The sequence below is a fragment of the Amycolatopsis sp. AA4 genome, from assembly GCF_002796545.1.
In the GTDB taxonomy this organism is placed as follows: domain Bacteria; phylum Actinomycetota; class Actinomycetes; order Mycobacteriales; family Pseudonocardiaceae; genus Amycolatopsis.
Window position 1 is genome coordinate 3,289,738 of record NZ_CP024894.1, and the last position, 15,039, is coordinate 3,304,776.

At 69.4% G+C, this 15,039-nt stretch carries 18 protein-coding genes; 8 read left to right on the top strand and 10 right to left on the bottom strand.

What is annotated here, in order from left to right:
• Positions 1-5 precede the first annotated feature (5 nt).
• A complete protein-coding gene (locus tag CU254_RS44635; RefSeq protein ID WP_255409877.1) occupies positions 6-134 on the bottom strand; it encodes a hypothetical protein in 129 nt (42 codons plus the stop codon).
• 107 nt (positions 135-241) lie between these two features.
• On the opposite strand from CU254_RS44635, the gene CU254_RS15625 reads away from it, so the two are divergent.
• From CU254_RS15625 to CU254_RS15635, 3 genes are all read left to right on the top strand, one after another.
• A complete protein-coding gene (locus CU254_RS15625; RefSeq protein WP_009077276.1) occupies positions 242-475 on the top strand; it encodes a DUF2188 domain-containing protein in 234 nt (77 codons plus the stop codon).
• A 91-nt stretch (positions 476-566) separates the two neighbouring features.
• On the top strand, positions 567-1,250 hold the full coding sequence (locus CU254_RS15630) for a methyltransferase (protein ID WP_009077277.1): 684 nt from the start codon (positions 567-569) through the stop codon (positions 1,248-1,250).
• On the top strand, positions 1,237-1,434 hold the full coding sequence (locus tag CU254_RS15635; RefSeq protein WP_009077279.1) for a CDGSH iron-sulfur domain-containing protein: 198 nt from the start codon (positions 1,237-1,239) through the stop codon (positions 1,432-1,434). The genes CU254_RS15630 and CU254_RS15635 overlap by 14 nt, the downstream gene beginning before the upstream one ends.
• 48 nt (positions 1,435-1,482) lie before the next feature.
• Here CU254_RS15635 and CU254_RS15640 read toward each other — a convergent pair whose 3' ends face one another.
• From CU254_RS15640 to CU254_RS15650, 3 genes are read right to left on the bottom strand one after another with little or no spacing between them, the layout of a single operon-like run.
• Positions 1,483-2,463 carry an iron-containing redox enzyme family protein gene (locus tag CU254_RS15640; protein ID WP_009077281.1) on the bottom strand — a complete coding sequence of 327 codons (981 nt, stop codon included), beginning with the start codon at positions 2,461-2,463 and terminating at the stop codon, positions 1,483-1,485.
• Positions 2,460-3,578, bottom strand: a complete 1,119-nt coding sequence (locus CU254_RS15645) for a glutamate--cysteine ligase (RefSeq protein ID WP_037713769.1) — start codon at positions 3,576-3,578, stop codon at positions 2,460-2,462. Before CU254_RS15645 ends, CU254_RS15640 begins: the two co-directional genes overlap by 4 nt.
• 40 nt (positions 3,579-3,618) lie before the next feature.
• On the bottom strand, positions 3,619-4,293 hold the full coding sequence (locus CU254_RS15650; RefSeq protein WP_009077284.1) for a nitroreductase: 675 nt from the start codon (positions 4,291-4,293) through the stop codon (positions 3,619-3,621).
• Between the two features lie 90 nt (positions 4,294-4,383).
• Here CU254_RS15650 and CU254_RS15655 point away from each other — a divergent pair, with 90 nt between their 5' ends.
• On the top strand, positions 4,384-4,956 hold the full coding sequence (locus CU254_RS15655; protein ID WP_009077286.1) for a TetR family transcriptional regulator: 573 nt from the start codon (positions 4,384-4,386) through the stop codon (positions 4,954-4,956).
• 61 nt (positions 4,957-5,017) lie between these two features.
• On the opposite strand, the gene CU254_RS15660 is transcribed toward CU254_RS15655, so the two are convergent.
• The 5 genes from CU254_RS15660 to CU254_RS15680 form a co-directional block, all read right to left on the bottom strand.
• Positions 5,018-5,542: a hypothetical protein gene (locus tag CU254_RS15660; protein ID WP_009077288.1), complete on the bottom strand. Its 525-nt coding sequence runs from the start codon at positions 5,540-5,542 to the stop codon at positions 5,018-5,020.
• Positions 5,539-6,978, bottom strand: coding sequence for an alpha/beta hydrolase (locus CU254_RS15665; RefSeq protein WP_158688036.1), 1,440 nt, complete (start codon positions 6,976-6,978; stop codon positions 5,539-5,541). The genes CU254_RS15660 and CU254_RS15665 overlap by 4 nt, the downstream gene beginning before the upstream one ends.
• Positions 6,979-7,196: 218 nt before the next feature.
• Positions 7,197-7,493 carry a type VII secretion target gene (locus CU254_RS43045; protein ID WP_037713776.1) on the bottom strand — a complete coding sequence of 99 codons (297 nt, stop codon included), beginning with the start codon at positions 7,491-7,493 and terminating at the stop codon, positions 7,197-7,199.
• A gap of 276 nt (positions 7,494-7,769) precedes the next feature.
• Positions 7,770-9,191, bottom strand: coding sequence for an MFS transporter (locus tag CU254_RS15675; RefSeq protein WP_037713778.1), 1,422 nt, complete (start codon positions 9,189-9,191; stop codon positions 7,770-7,772).
• An 89-nt stretch (positions 9,192-9,280) separates the two neighbouring features.
• Positions 9,281-10,000 carry an alpha/beta fold hydrolase gene (locus CU254_RS15680; protein WP_009077295.1) on the bottom strand — a complete coding sequence of 240 codons (720 nt, stop codon included), beginning with the start codon at positions 9,998-10,000 and terminating at the stop codon, positions 9,281-9,283.
• A gap of 130 nt (positions 10,001-10,130) precedes the next feature.
• On the opposite strand from CU254_RS15680, the gene CU254_RS15685 reads away from it, so the two are divergent.
• A complete protein-coding gene (locus CU254_RS15685; RefSeq protein ID WP_009077296.1) occupies positions 10,131-10,472 on the top strand; it encodes a helix-turn-helix domain-containing protein in 342 nt (113 codons plus the stop codon).
• Here the strand turns inward: CU254_RS15685 and CU254_RS15690 are convergent.
• Entirely contained in the window at positions 10,457-11,311 is an 855-nt protein-coding gene (locus CU254_RS15690; protein WP_009077297.1) for a LysR family transcriptional regulator, read from the bottom strand. The two genes, CU254_RS15685 and CU254_RS15690, sit on opposite strands and share 16 nt — an antisense overlap.
• A 90-nt stretch (positions 11,312-11,401) precedes the next feature.
• Between CU254_RS15690 and CU254_RS15695 the strand changes: the two genes are divergently transcribed.
• The 3 genes from CU254_RS15695 (at position 11,402) to CU254_RS15705 (ending at position 14,761) form a co-directional block, all read left to right on the top strand.
• Positions 11,402-12,403 carry an acryloyl-CoA reductase gene (locus tag CU254_RS15695; protein WP_100266800.1) on the top strand — a complete coding sequence of 334 codons (1,002 nt, stop codon included), beginning with the start codon at positions 11,402-11,404 and terminating at the stop codon, positions 12,401-12,403.
• A gap of 2 nt (positions 12,404-12,405) precedes the next feature.
• Entirely contained in the window at positions 12,406-13,809 is a 1,404-nt protein-coding gene (locus CU254_RS15700; protein ID WP_234392830.1) for a CoA transferase, read from the top strand.
• Positions 13,810-14,260: 451 nt separating this feature from the next.
• On the top strand, positions 14,261-14,761 hold the full coding sequence (locus CU254_RS15705; protein ID WP_009077302.1) for a MarR family winged helix-turn-helix transcriptional regulator: 501 nt from the start codon (positions 14,261-14,263) through the stop codon (positions 14,759-14,761).
• Positions 14,762-15,039 lie beyond the last annotated feature (278 nt).

Consider the following 15,039-nt stretch of genomic DNA (forward strand, 5'->3'; position numbering starts at 1 on the left):
GCGGGTCACCGTCCCTGTTGCGGGTCCGAGTCGTCGTGCTCGTCGCCCGAGGTGCCCTGTTCGCCGCGGATGATCTCGCGTTCTTCTTCCGGGGTGTCGCCGTAAACGTCGTCGGATTCGCGCGGTTCGGTCATGGTTTCGCTCCTTCGGTTCCTGCTCCGGGTACCCGGAGCCGCCGTCGGCAACCCGATTGCCCTCGCTGCGGTCGGGTACCCGGCGGGCGAGCGGAAGGAGGCGCGGAATGGCCGAAGGGGACATTCATACGTGTCGCGAGGGCGGGCTGTGGAAGAACCGGATCGAGGGAATCCGGCGTGTCGCGAACACCGCGGCGCGCCGCGCTGACGCGGTGTCGGTCGGCCGGGAAATGGCGCAGGCGCGCGGGGTCGGCCATTACGTCCACGGCGAGCCCCGGGCCAACGGCGACGGGGAGATCGTCGAGCAGCGGTCCTATCGGGGAGCGGTTCCGGCCCGGTGACCGGCCGGTTTCGGTGCGGCGCCGCGGAAATCGCGGTTTGTCCTGACCGGAGGGGGGTATCCGGGCGCACCGACCGAGATGGAGGACCGCCATGACGACGTCTGTGCGCACCGAAACGGAGGCCCGGCCGCTGGGCAGAGTATTCCGGCTGCCCGGGGTCTACCGTCCGCAAGAGGACACCGCCTTGCTTTCCAGCGTGCTGGCCGCGGACACGCGCATCGGCTGCGGGATGCGGTGCGCGGACTTGGGAACCGGCAGCGGCGCACTGGCGATCGCGTTGGCGCGGACCGGCGCCACGGTCGTCGCGGCGGATATTTCGATGCGGGCGCTGGCTTCCGCGTGGATGAACACCGTGCTGCGGGCCCTGCCGATCGGCCTGCTCCGGGGCGGCCTGCGGGAAACCGTGGAAGCCGGACCGTACGACGTCGTGGTCGCGAATCCTCCGTACGTGCCTTCCCCGACGCCCACGGTTCGCTCGACGCGCGCCTGGGACGCCGGGCCGGACGGCCGCGCGATGCTGGACCCGTTGTGCGCGGCCGCTCCTTCGCTGCTGACCCGGACCGGCACGCTCTACCTGGTGCAGTCGACGATGTCCGATGTGGACAAAACCCGCTTCGCGCTGGCCGCGGGAGGGTTGCGCAGCGAGGTGGTGGCGCGGGCGGACGTGCCGTTCGGGCCGGTGGTCTCCGGACGGCTGGAGTACCTGCTCGAACGCGGTTTCGTGCGGCCGGGCGACCGCACGGAGGAACTGGTGGCGCTCCGTGCCGCGCGATGAACGCCGGGTCCGGGTGGTGCCGGGCGGGCCGGTTCTGGTCGAGGGGCCGGTCGAACTGTCCACTCCGGACGGGGAAACGGTGCGGTCGGACCGCTTCGTCGTCGCGGTGTGCGCCTGCCGGCGGAGCAAGCGGTTTCCGTGGTGCGACACGAGCCACCGGAAACGGGTCCGGGGCAGCGGGTGACCCGGACGGCCTGGTCGCGAGGTTCGCGACCAGGCCGTTTCGCGCTGGTCAGGGCAGTGGCTGGCGCAGCGAGGACAGTCCGGCTTGCCAGCAGCCGAGCAGATGCTGGTCGAGTTGTGCTTCGAGGAAGTTGGTGGCCTGGATGCCGAACACGACGTCCGCGGCCAGCTCCGGTTCTTCCGCGAGCAGACCGCCGACGACCTCGTGCCGCATGACCTGTTCGTGCACCGCGTCGGCCTCGATGTGTTCGGTGTAGAAGAAGCGGCAGGCCTCGGGCGCGTCGAGGCGGCGCAGGATCCGGTCCATCCGCTGCGCGCTCGGGGCGGTGGTGATCTCCGCCGCGGCGAAGTGCCCGACCAGCGCTCCGCGCGAGGCCCGGTGCAGGCCGAACATCGACATCATGTTGACCAGCGCGAGCATCGGCCCGGGAACGTGCTCCAGCAGCGCCAGGTACCCGTCGGGCAGGCCGGCCGCCGCGAGCAGGTCCGCGAACAGCTTGGCGTGCACCCGGTCGGCGTGCCCGCCGCCGAACTCGTCGAATTCCACCGCGACCAGCCCGGCCTTGGCCGCCCCGGACAGCCGCGGGATGACCCACGCGTGCGGATCGGCTTCCTTGAGGTGGTAGATCGAGCGGTGTGCGAACAGTTCCCGCAGGTGCCCCCATTCGCCCTCGGCGAGCAGGAAACCGATAGCTCCGTCAGCTTCGCGTTCGGTCAGCAGCTCGTCGAGCTCGCCGTCCACATCGGAACCGCCGGGAACCGCGTCGCGCAGGCCGGAGCGGAACGCGTTCTCCAGCTCTGCCCGGACTCTCAGCAGCGCGGTGTCCCACTCGCGCTCCGCGTCGACGCCGGGCAGCCCGCGGTAATGCAGTTCGTAGCAGAGATGCAGGGCGAGGTGGAGGTCGTCGCCGAACGGGTCGGCGTCGCGGAGGTCGACCGCGGTTTGCTGGCCTGGTTCGCGCAGGAGGTCCAGCAACGCCGCGGAGACCGGGCCGCGAGCGGTCGGCAGTGCGATCAGGGAGGTCGTCATTCTCTCCGGGTACCCGCCTGGGGCGAGGTCACGCGCGGGACGGTGTGTGACGCGAGCATCGCGACCACTCCGTCCGGCCCGGCTTTCCGTTGCGCGGCCGAGCCGGTGCCGTCCCGCAGCGCGGTTCGGACGAGCCGGTGGGCGGGGTCGTAGTCCCCGGCTGCTTGAAGGGCCGTTTCGGCGTGGCGGAGCAGATCGGCGACCGCCCGGACGGCGGGCAGCGGTCTCGCGCGAAGCGGGTCGACGAGGGTGCCGGTGAGGCCGTGCCGGGTCGCCGCCCATACCGCTGCCGAGCAGATCTGCGGGTCGAGCGGAGGCGCTTCGACGCCCCGGTCCAGGTCCGCGAGGGCGGTGGCGACGAGCGCGCGCGACAGGACTGCCTGCAGGAGCGTGCCCTCGACGGTGAGCGGCACGTCGGCGACCCGCAGTTCCACGGTCGGATACCGCGGGGAAGGCCACGCGAGCCAGAACGTCTGCTCGCGATCCACCAGCGCCCCGCACTCGACCAGCGAGTCGACGAGCCGCACGTGCTCCGCGTGCGACCTCGCGTGCGGGGCGATTCCAGAGCCGGGGAAACGGCTCTGCAGCGCCATTCTCCAGCTGTGCAGCCCGGTGTCCCGGCCGCGGTCGAAGGGGGAGTTGGCCGACAGCGCGAGCAACACCGGGAGCCAGCGCGCGAGGTGATTGACGACGGCTACCGCGGTGTCCGCGTCCGGGACGCCGACGTGCACGTGGCATCCGCAGGCCTCGTAATCGGCGGCCAGGTCGCCGTAGTGCGCGTCGATCCGCGCGTATCGGTCGGGCGGCAGCGGCTCGGCGGGGGAGCGGAGCGCGCCGACCGGGCTTCCGGTGGCCAGCAGCACGCAGCCGGCGTCGGTCGCCGCGCGCGACAACGCCAGCCGGCCGCGGCACAGCTGGGCGCGAAGCTGTGCCGCGGTCGTGCAGACGCCGGTGGCGTGTTCCACCTGGGTCGCGCGAAGTTCCCGGTGCACGGCCGCGCCGTCCGCGAGCCGCCCGACCTTGCCGAGGACTTCGTCCGCGACGGGCATCGGACGGCCGTCTTCCGGTGCGGCGAGCAGGAATTCTTCTTCGACGCCGAGTGTCGGTACGTCCATCGGCACCTCCCCGGACCGGGATACCCACGCGTCGGCGAATTCAGGCGTGGAACCGGGTGGTCTCGTCGAGGGGCGCGCGTCCGACGGCGAACCGGTTGACCGGCGCGGTGTGGTCGGCGTACCCGAAGGAGATCCCGAACAGCAGTTTGCCGCCGTCGAGGCCGAGGGTCTCCCGGACGGTGTCCGCGTAGAAGCTCAGCAATCCTTGCGGGCAGCTGGAAACTCCGTGCGCCTGCATGGCGAGCAGCAAGGTCTGGCCGTACATCCCCACGTCCGCGGCGAGCCGGGCTTCGGCGGTGTCCGGCGCGAACAGCAGCGCGACGTGCGGGGCGCCGTAAAACCGCAGGCTCTCGGCGTCGTAGGCCGCGCGTGCTTCGTGGTCGTCGAAACCGATCTGCAGCGCGCCGTACAACGCACCGCCCGCCGCGGCCCGGCGCTCCTGGTGCACCGCTTCGTAAATGGCTTCGCTGTACGGGAAATCGACCGAGCGGCGGCCTTCCTGGTGCGCGGCGACCAGCGCGTCGGCGAGTTCGTCCCGCTTGGCCCCGCTGACCACCTCGACCTGCCACGGCTGCGCGTTGGAATTCGACGGCGCCGCGGCAGCGAGGTCGAAGATCTCGCGCAGGGTGTCGTCCGGAACGGGGTCGGGCCGGAACGACCGGGTCGCGCGCCGCCCGCGGATCAGGGTCGCGGCGGCGTCGGCGAGTTCGGGCATCGAGGCACTCCTTAGGTAAACGTGATCGTGTACCTCGGCACGGTAGCAGGCTCCGGCGGCTTAAGTAAACGTTTCTGTACACTTGGCCGCATGGTCGAGGAAAAGGCCCGCCGGGCGGGTCGCGGGGGACGCGAGCGCGTGCTGGCGGCCGCCGCGGACCTGTTCGCCCGCCACGGCATCACCGGCACGACGATGGAACAGGTCGCGGCCGCGGCCCCGGTGTCGAAACGGACGCTGTACCTGCACTTCCCGGACAAGGACGAGCTGGTCGTCGCCTATCTGCGGGACCTCGTCCGCTCCGGCGACACCCTGCACGACGTCCTGACCCGCGCGGATCTCCCGCCGCGGCAACGACTGCTGGCGATGTTCGACCTGCCGGACGCCGAACCGGTGCGCGGCTGCCTGTTCGTGGACGCGGCGGCCGAGTACCCCGACCCGGACAGCGCGGTGCACGTCTATGCGCGGGAGCAGAAACTCCTGATGCTCCGGCTGGTGACCGACCTGGTCGCGGAGCTGGGCGCCGCCGATCCGGAGGGGCTCGCCGAGCAGCTGGTGACGCTGGCCGACGGAGCCGCGAGCCGCGCGATGGTCCTCGGAGACCCCAAGTACGGCCGCCACGCCCGGGCGGCGGCGGAGGTGCTTCTGGAGCATGCCCTCGGCTGATTCGGTGGATTGTCCACAGTGGACCGAAGCGGCCCATCGGCCGGGATGAACGACAGGCCGGTCAGGAACGGGGTTCCGGCGTTCCGTGCGGCCAGATGCACGGCGAACTGGCCCCGACGGTCAAACGGCCCACGACGGGTCCGGTGACCGTGCCGGTCAGGCTCATGAGGTAGCCGTCGCTGCTGCGAGCGTTGGCGAAATGCTCGCCCGTCCAGGTGTCGTTCTCGATCGTCCAGCGGTTGTCCTGCCACCATTTTTTGAGCTTTTCGTAGTACTCGTTGTTGCGAGCGCGGTCCGGTCCGTCGATCCAGTAGGTGACACCGACGATCACCTGGCCGGTTTCCTGGTCGGAATCGTCTGTGCAAGGCTCAGGCTGAAGCGGAAGCTCTGTCAGCTTGTATCCTGCCGGAAAAGAGGCGGCTGCGGCAGAATTTACCAGAGCCTGCACTTTTTCATGGGCCTGCTCGGCTGACAAAGTGGGTTGCATAGCCGCGCCTCCTCCGCAGGAAATCAAAGTGAGCAGCGATAGCATAAATGCAGCAAGCAGAGTCCGCTGTCGAACGTTGCGGGCGATCTTAAGTGTCATGGATTGCTTCCTGCGATGATCTTGCCGAGTGACTTGAGCGAGGAAGAGTCCCTGTTCCAGTAGTCACTGTGGGAGGTGGCGGGGTTTCCTGCGTCGGAATGGAAGGTTCTTCCGCCGAACCAGTCGGTGGTGGGGTCGGGTCCGAGGGGATCGACGTTGTCGAGTCCGATGTCGGGGCCGTCGAAGTTGGTGAAGACGGGAATGGGGTCGGTCAAGGCTTTGGTGGAGTAGACGTGCTGGCCGACTTGGTCTTGCGGGGTGCCGTCGAGATGCAGCTGGTCGGCGTGATCGACGCCGACGCCGGGGCTGGCGACCATGACGAGTCTGTCGGCGGGCAACCCGAGGTCGCGGGCGGTTTGGCCGACGACGGTGGTGCCGTAGCTGTGCCCGACGACGGTGGTGTTCATCGGGCCGTGGTGCGCGGCCCCGAGTCCGTCTTGAAAGCTGCGGAGCGAAGGTTCGGCTTCGTCGGCGTATCCGGTGCTCGCCGCGTCCGCCAGGGTTTGCGGCGCGTCGTATCCCGCCCAGGTGATCACGGAAGTGGAAGGGGACCCCATTTGTGTCGCCATGTGCATCATCGCGTCTGATCGGTAGATGTCGGTAGCCATCCCGTCGTTGACGCCGGCGGTGGTGCCGGGGACGTAGGTGGCGACGTTGACGGCGTGGTCGGGGTCGCCGATGGCCACGATGGCGTGTCCGGAGTTCGCCGGGTCGACACCCAGCAGGAAAGCGGGCGGCTGGCCGGGCAAGGCATGGTCGAGCCGGTTCCTGATCTGGTCCATGCCGGTGATCTTGCCGTTCAGCGCGTCTAGTTGCCGCTCCAGGGAGAGGTATTCTTCCTGCTGTTGCGGATCGCTGCGTTTCATTCCGTTCAGCCGGCGGCGGAGGTCGTCGCGCTGGTGCTGCAAGTCCTGGTAATCGCGGTCGAGGACAATCCGGTTCGCCCGGTCGCGGTCGACGGCGGGCAGACCGTTCATCGCCCCGATCGTCCCAGGTCGGTCGCGGAAGAGACTGTTCCGCTCCGCTGCGGAGAGGGTGGCCCACCAGGCGGCGTTTTGCGCCGGGGTCGCGTTCGGCGGGGGTTCGGGCAGCGTCAGACCGGGGTTCTTCGCCCCGTCTGCGGCAGCGGCGGCGACGGTGGATTCGTCCCCGGTGCCGAACTGACCCGCTGCTGCGCGGTCGAGCACTGACGCGAGGTCGGCATCGATGTCGTTGGCGGTGCGCAAGATCTGCGCGACCTCGTCGGTCAACTGCGTCTGTGCTCGTGCGCGGTCTTGCGGATGCAGCTCCGGCGGCGGCTGGCCTGCGTAGATGCAGACGATCGCACCGTCTGCGGTGATCGCGAACCCGTACTTTCTGGCTAGCTCATCAGCATTTTTCAGCGCGCTCTGGACTCCCATGATGGCGTCGGACGCTTGTCCGATCGCCTTGCCCAATGCGGCGGCTCCGGCGGCGATCGTGTCGAGTTGCCGCATCAACGCGCGGTGCTGTCCGGCCGCGCTGTCGGCGGCGGGCCCGGTCCAGCCCTCGACCGGCAGGACTTTGCCGTAGTCGTCCCCGTCGCTGACGATTGCCTGTGTTCGCGCCCGCAAGAGTGCGCAGATTTCGTCGAGAGTGCCGGGATTCCATGTGCGGACGTCGGCCACTGAGACCATCAGCGCGGTCCGTGCATCGTCGGCGCGGCAGGCGGGAACACCCCGGCGGCCGTGTGGTCGCCCTGTTGATACCGGTCGGCTGCCACGCCGAGGTTATCGGCGAGACGCTGGGCTTCGGCGCACCATTCGGTGAACGTGGTGGACAAGGCGTCCTGGCAGTGCGCGGCGGCTGGCGCTGCGCCCCCGCCGGGCAGCGCGCCTGCCACCCGGCCTACCGGTTCCGCGTAGTTCGTGCCGCGCAGACTGCCTGCTTTTTCGGCAGCGGCGCTGCGCGCCGCGCGCAGGGCGTCCGGCACCGTCGTGAAACGCCCGCCGAAGCTGCCCAGACAGCCGGGACAGTCCAGCAGGAGAGCGCCGCTGCGTCCGGAAGCACCGGCACCGGAGGCGAAGAGCGGGCAAGGGCGGAGCCTGGGGTTGCGACCGCCCTTGCCCGAACCGGCCGGGAGGGTCTGGCCCGGCCGGTTCGTCCCCCTTTGGCAATCGGTCCCACCCTCCCGGCGGACTCGACGCACCGTGGAGGACGCTGCCGGGACGGTATGGAACGGATCTGGAATACCGCTGGAATCCGCAGGTCAGTGCGGGTCGAGGAGCGGGACCTCGCGGACGCAGTACGCGGCCGCCAGGGAAAGCAGCGCGACGATGAGCGTCGCCGCGGCGACCGCGTGCAGGCCGTCGGTCACCGCTGCCGGGGTGGGGCCCGCGGCGAGTGCGCCGACGTACAGCGAGCCGAACAGGGCCGCGCCGATGCCGCTGCCCAGGGTCCGGGTCAGCGAGCCCAGGCCGAGCGCCGCGCCGAGGTCGCGGGGTTCGACGCTCAGCCGGGTGATCAGGATCGTGTTCTGGATCAGGCAGCCGAGCCCGGCCCCGAGCGGCAGGCCGACCAGCGAGGCGAGCAGCGGGTCGGTGTCCGGGCCGAGGACGCAGACCCCGGCCATGCCGGCGGTGACGCAGGCGCTGCCGAGGATCGGCAGGATCCGGAAACGGCCGGTGCGGCGGAGGTATTTCGAGCTTCCGTTCATCACCACGACCATCCCGGCCGTCATCGGAAGCAGCAGCAAGCCGCTGAGCGACGGCGGCACGTCCCGCGCGTTCTGGAAGTACAGCGGGAGGAAGGTGAAGGTGACTGTCGCGACCATGGTGACGTTGAAGGCGAAGCCGAGCACCTGGGCGAGCGCGAAATTGCGGGTGCGGAACATCCGGAACGGGACGAGCGGTTCGGGGCAACGGCGTTCCACGAAGACGAACGCGGTCAGCGCGGCGACCGCGACCGCGCACAGGCCGAGGATTGTCGGCGAGTTCCAGGCGTAGCGGGTGCCCGCCCAGCTGGTCGCCAGGGTCAGGCAGGTGACTGCGGCGACGAGCAAAACCGTTCCGCCGTAATCGATTCTCGCCTTTCCGTTCTTCGCGGGCAGCTGGACGCCGACGACTGTCCCGATGAGACAGAGCGCTCCGAACGGGACGTTGACGTAGAAGATCCAGCGCCAGCCGAGCGTGTCGGCGAGGAAGCCGCCGGCCAGCGGGCCGCCGACGAGGGAGCCGCCCAGCAGCAGGCCGGTCCAGCTCGAGATCCGCGTGGATTCCTTGGCGGGCACCAGAACCTGGACCATCGCCATCGTGCCGACGAGCAGCCCGCCGGCCCCGATGCCTTGCAGCGCGCGGAAACCGATCAGCGCGCCCATGGTCGGGGCCACCCCGCACAGCACGGACCCGGCCAGAAACAGCGTCACCGACAGCAGGAACATCGCCTTGCGGTCGAACTGGTCGCTGAGCTTGCCCCACACCTGGGTGGACGCCGCGATCGCCAGCGCGTAGGCGGTGATGATCCAGGTCATCGACCCCGGGCCGCCGAGATCCGCGGCGATGCTGGGCAGCGCGGTGGCGACGATGTAGCTGTCCAGCATGCCCAGCGCCATGCCGGACAGCGCCCCGGCGATGCCGATCTTGACGCGCCGGGGGAACGGGCTGGTTTCTTCCGGCGCGGCGGTTTTCGGCATGACTGGACGTCCTTCCCCCGGGTGCGATGCTCCCAAGGTAGCCATGAAAGTGCCCACTAGGCAAATTTGCCTGGTGGGCACATGCGTGGCTAGGCCAGTTTCAGCAGCAGTTCGCTCAGCTCGGCCGGCATCGTGATCATGCAGTCGTGTCCGGTCGGCAGCTCCCACACCTGCGCCGGCGTCCCGTTCGGCTGGATCGCCGGGACCGGACGGCGGACGATGCCCTCCGGGGTCGCGCCGACGCAGTGGATGTGCGTGCGCGGGATCGCCCGCGCGGCCGGATTGTCGAGCCGGACCGGTTGCTGCAGGCAGCGGACCGGCTGGTCGGAGAGCATTTCGCGCAGCCAGGCGACGTCGTCGGGGTCGGTGACGCCGAACAGTCCGAACGGCGCGGGCCGCTCGGGCAGCGGCGGGACGCGCCAGCCGTCGCCGTGCTCCCGGGCCAGGTCGATCAGGCTTTGGCTGACCGGCTGGACGTCGACCGCGGTCTCGCCGTCCTCGGGCACCATCGCGTCGAGATAGACCAGCTCGGCGACCCGGTCCGGCACCTCGTTCGCGGCCGACGAAATGACCAGCCCGGCATAGCTGTGGCCGACCAGCACCACGTCTTCCTCGCGGCGGAGCAGGGCCACGACGTCCTGGGCATGCGTGTCGAGCCCGACTTCGGGGCTGAGCAGGTGTTTCTTGTCGCCGTAGCCGGTCAGCGACGGCGCGAGCACGCGGTGCCCGGCCGCCTCCAGCAGCGGGACCACCCGGTCCCAGGCCCGGCCGCTGTGCCACGCGCCGTGGACCAGCACAAACGTTGTCATCTTAAGGTTCCTCGTTCCCGGATTAGCGGTTACCAGAAGTAACCCGGTACTGTTCGAGAACCATCGTGATCGTCCGCGCGGGAGCGGGCAATAAGGCACTAATTAGTGCCCCGGTTCTCCGGAGGTAACCATGGCCGACGAGGTGTGCCGGACCCGTGTGGTCCTCGAGATCGTGGGGGACAAGTGGGCGCTGCTGATCGTCCGCATGCTGCGCGACGGCCCGCGGCGGTTCACGGAACTCAAAAGGGAGATCGAGGGCATCAGTCAGCGCATGCTCACCGTGACCCTGCGGGATCTGGAACGCGACGGAATTCTCACGCGGACTGTCCACAATGTCATGCCGCCGCACGTTTCCTACGAACTGACGGCCATGGGCCGGACTCTTCGCGAAGCGACGGCACCCTTGCTGGAATGGAGCGTCGAGCATTTGCCGAAAATCGAAAAGGCCCGCGCGGACTACGACGCTCGCTGAACGGAATGCGCCACTTCGCTGAACCGCCGCAGCAGCGGATCGTTTGACCGGCGCGTCGGCCACAGCAGGCGCAGCGCCACGCGGGGTGCGTTCCGCAACGGGAGATGCGCGACGCGGGCGTGCGTATGGGCTTCCGCGGCCGAGGTGGTCGTCGACCCGACCGCCCGGCCGGACGCGATGATCGTGAGCCATTCGTCGTAGCTGCCGCACTGAATCACCTGCGCGGGCCGGTTTTCCGGCGGCCAGTCGAGCGGGCTGGTCGCGCCGCTGACCGTGTTCACGACCACCGGATGCTCGGCCAGTTCCGTCCAGTCCAATTCCGCACGCGTCGCCAATTCCGAATTCGCGGCGACGGCGGCCAGCCGGTCTTCCTCGAACAGCAATGTTCCGCTGATCCCGGAAGCGTCGATTTCCCCGCGCACCAATGCCGAGTCGACGTCGCCGGAATGCAGGGCAGCCACAATGTCGTCGCGGCGAAGAAGGGTGGCGGTCGCGCCGGTCGCGGTTTCGAAGGCGGTCAGCACGTCGCTCGCCCACGGATCTGGCAGCGCCCACTGGAATCCGATCCGCAGCCCGGCGTTTCCGCCCGCCGCGGCGAGTGCGGTGTCGAGGTCGCGCAATACGACGCGCAGGCGTCCGAGCAGTTCGCCTCCGGTCTCGGTCGGTGCGACGCCGCGCGGCGTGCGCTCCAGCAGGCGGGTGCCGACGGCCTCCTCGAGCTGCTGGATCGTGCGCGTGAGCGCGGGCTGGGTGATCAGCAGTTCGCGGCTCGCGGCCGTGAACGTGCCGCACGTCGCGACCGTCACGAACGCGCGCAGATGCCGCAGTTCGACCTCCATGGCGGCAGCCTACCCAGCTATGCCCGTCGCGCATGGCGTCGCTGTGCCCGGCATTTCCCTGCCGGGTCTCGGATTTCTAGCGTTGGAAGCATGGACCAGGAGACCTTCCCCGGCTGGCTCGTCCGCGACGCCGCCGGCGCGACGCTCGACCGGCTCGACCCGGCGCTGCTGGACGACCTCGACACCACCGTTCGCGTGCGGTACTCCAGCATCAATTACAAAGACGCCCTCGCGCTGCACGGCCGCCCCGGCGTCGTCCGGCGGCGTCCGCTCGTCGCCGGGATCGACCTGACCGGCGAGGTGCTCGCGTCCCGGCATCCGCGCTGGCGAGCGGGAGATGTCGTCACGCTCAACGGCGCGGGCCTCGGCGAAGATCTGCACGGCGGGCTGGCTGGCCTCGCCGCGGTCAACGGCGACGACCTTGTCCGCGTCCCCGCGCAGCTCGGGCCGTTGCGGGCCGCGGCGATCGGCACCGCCGGATTCACCGCGGCGCTCAGTCTGCTCGCGCTGGAACGCCACGGGTTGGCTCCGGAAACCGGCCCGATCCTGGTCACCGGCGCGGGTGGCGGGGTCGGCTCGCTCGCGGTAACGCTGCTCGCGGCGGCTCGGTACGAGGTCGTCGCCGCCACTGGCCGTCCCGCCGAGCTGTCCTCGCAACTCACCGCGCTGGGCGCCGCTCACGTCATCGACCGCACTGACCTGGCTTTTTCCGGTAAGCCGCTAGGCAAACAACGCTGGGCAGGCGTGGTCGACGCGGTCGGCGGCCCCGTCCTCGCCGGCGCGCTCGCTGGCCTGCAACACTCCGGCGTCGCGACGACCTGCGGGCTCGCCGGGGGCGCCGAGTACCCCGGCAATGTCCTGCCGTTCATCCTGCGCGGCGTCTCCCTGCTCGGGATCGACTCGGTCCGCACGCCTCCGCTTCGCCGCGAAGCCGCCTGGCAGCGGTTGGCCCAGTTGCTTGACCCGGCGCTCCTGGACTCCGTGACCCGGGTCGTCCCCCTCGCGGAGGCCAAGGACGCCGCCGCTTCGCTCCTGGCCGGCATCGGTACCGGCCGCAACGTGGTCGACGTGGCTTCGGCCGGAAAGGAATGACAATGGACGCCTTCGAAGAACTGATGACCTTGCGCGACGCTCCTCGTCCCGCGGCCGACGAGGTCACGATCACCGGTTCGGATCCGCTTTTCGCCTCACCGTTCCGGATCGGCGAGACGCTCGCCGACGCCCTTGCCGCCCGTGCGGTCGCCGCGAACGACCTGTGGGAGTTGCGCACTGGACGTCGGCAGAAGATCGCTGTCGACGTCCGGGCTGCCGCGGCCACCGCACTCGGCGGTGAGGACATGACGCTCATCCGCGCTGCGGACGGCTCCTTCCGGCCCGCGCCGCTCTCGCCTGCGGTCGAGCGCATGGTCGCGCTCACCCAGCCTTGGCCGACTGCGGATGGACGGTGGTTTCTGCCGCACTTCAACCTGCCGCATCTGGAACGTCGCGTTCTGGATGTCCTTGGCTGCGAGGCGACGCCTTCCTCGGTCGCGTCTGCGGTTGCCAAGTGGAAAGCTGACGATCTCGAAGACGCCATCGCCGCTGCTGGTGCGTGCGGGGGAGTTGTGCGGACGCCGGAGGAATGGCTGGCTCACCCGCACGGGGCCTATCTGGCCTCGCGTCCGGTCGTCGAGATCACCAAGATCGCCGACAGCGCGCCGTCGCCGTTGCCGGAGGGTGGTTCTTCGCCGCTTTCCGACGTCCGGGTCTTGGATCTGACCCGCATTCTGGCTGGTCCCACCGCTGCGCTGAGTCTGGCCGAGCACGGTGCCAACGTGCTGATGGTGACTGCTCCGCATTTGCCGCAGGTAGCGCCGTTCGTGCGGGATACCAGTCATGGCAAGCGAAGCGCCTATCTCGATTACTCCACAGTGGACGATGCCGCGCGGTTGCGTGCTTTGGCGAGCGCTGCCGATGTGTTCGTCGAAGGCTACCGCCCGGGTCGGATGTCGGCGCACGGTTTCGGTCCGGAGGATCTCGCGGCGCTGCGTCCGGGGATCGTTTATCTGAGCGTGAACTGCTTTGGCTCCGGCGGTCCGTTTGGGACGCGGGCTGGGTGGGACCAGGTCGCGCAGGCCGTGACTGGGGCGTGTGTGATTCAAGGCGGCGAGCGTCCACAGTTGACACCGGTGTATTTGTGCGATTTCCTCACCGGTTTTCTGGGGAGTTACGGCGCGATGCTGGCTTTGGCGCGGCGGGCTCGGGAGGGCGGGTCTTATCACGTGCGGGTTTCGCTGTGCCAATCGTCGATGCTGCTGCAGCGGCAAGGGTTGGTGACGGATTACGCGGATGCGCCGGGCCGTCTTTCGCCGGAGGAATTCGAGCGCTACGCGGTGGTGGACGAGGGGACGGTTTATGGCGATCTGAAGAGTCTGGGGCCGGTGATCCGGATGAGCGAGACCCCGCCGCGGTGGGAGGGGACTACGCCTGAGCTGGGGAGTTCGCGGCCGGAGTGGTGACTGGTGGCTCATGGTGCCGCGATTTTGGGGTCAAGCCGGTCGGATGCTGCGCGACTCCACCCGTGCTTTGCCTCTGCGGAAAGGGATTGGAGAAGGTGTGCACAGAGGAAAGGGGCCCGGACAGGGCCGCGCTGGAGGTGCGGGATTTTCGGGGCGAATACCGGCATTTCGGGCGGCGGGCTGGCTCATCATCCGGTGGCGCATCGTGGGCTGTTGGCGACTGCGTGGCGGCAGCGGCGGGTGGTCTCGAGTTGTTCCTGATGGGCGGGGCTGCCCTGTTCGGCCGGGATCAGGGGAAGACGGCTGTTCCGGCTTGAGTTGTGCGGCCGAGCCGAACTTTGTCCGGGGACGTACTATCGTGGGCGGGCAGGGAATGCGGGGACAGGCTTCGGCGGGCTGGACGGCTGCCGGGGCGCGGGTGCGTAGTTAAGGTCGAGGGATGTCGACAGCAGTGGGTGGGTCAGCCAAGGGCGGCTCGCGGGCGGGGCGGCGGGTCAGTCTGGAGGCGCCGGCGGATCTCGCGGCCGCGCCGGGGTATGGGGCTCGGCGGTTGTATCAGGCGTATTTGGCGGCCTGGAATCGGCATGTCGACTCGGTGCTGACTGGGCCTCAGTTCGCGGTGTTGTCGGCGGTGCGGGCTTATCCCGGGTTTGACCAGACTGCGTTGGCTAAGGCGGTTGCGCTGGATACGTCGACTATGGCTGATGTCTGTCGGCGGTTGGAGAATCGCGGGCTGATTGTTCGGGGGCCTGCGCCGCATGATGCTCGGGCCAAGGTGTTGACGTTGACTGAGGACGGGGTGGCCGCGTTTCGGGAGGTTACTCGGCGGACTCGGAAGTTGGATCAGGCGTTGCTCGCGGGGTGTCCGGAGGAGCGGCGGGCTGAGGTGGCCGGGTGGCTGAATGAGCTGGGGGCGTTGTGGGAGGCGGTTGCTGAGGGGGCGGAGATCTGAGTCGGCGGCTCGTCGCCCTGGGGGGCGACATTGCTGCGCCTTGGTTGCGTGGGGCACCCCGATTTTTCATTGTGCTGACGGTTCGGGGGTGCTTGTCAAGGCGGGAAAGATGCCTTGACAAGCACCCCCGAACCGCAGGGCGGCTTTGTATCGGGGTTGGGGGAGGGGCGGGTGCCCCCGGGGGCTGGGTGCAGCGGCGGCGGTTTGTTGCGCGGCTCGGGGGCCGCTGCGTTGGGCGGAGCGGGGAGCGCCCCAATGTGGCATTGGGTGCATGTGAC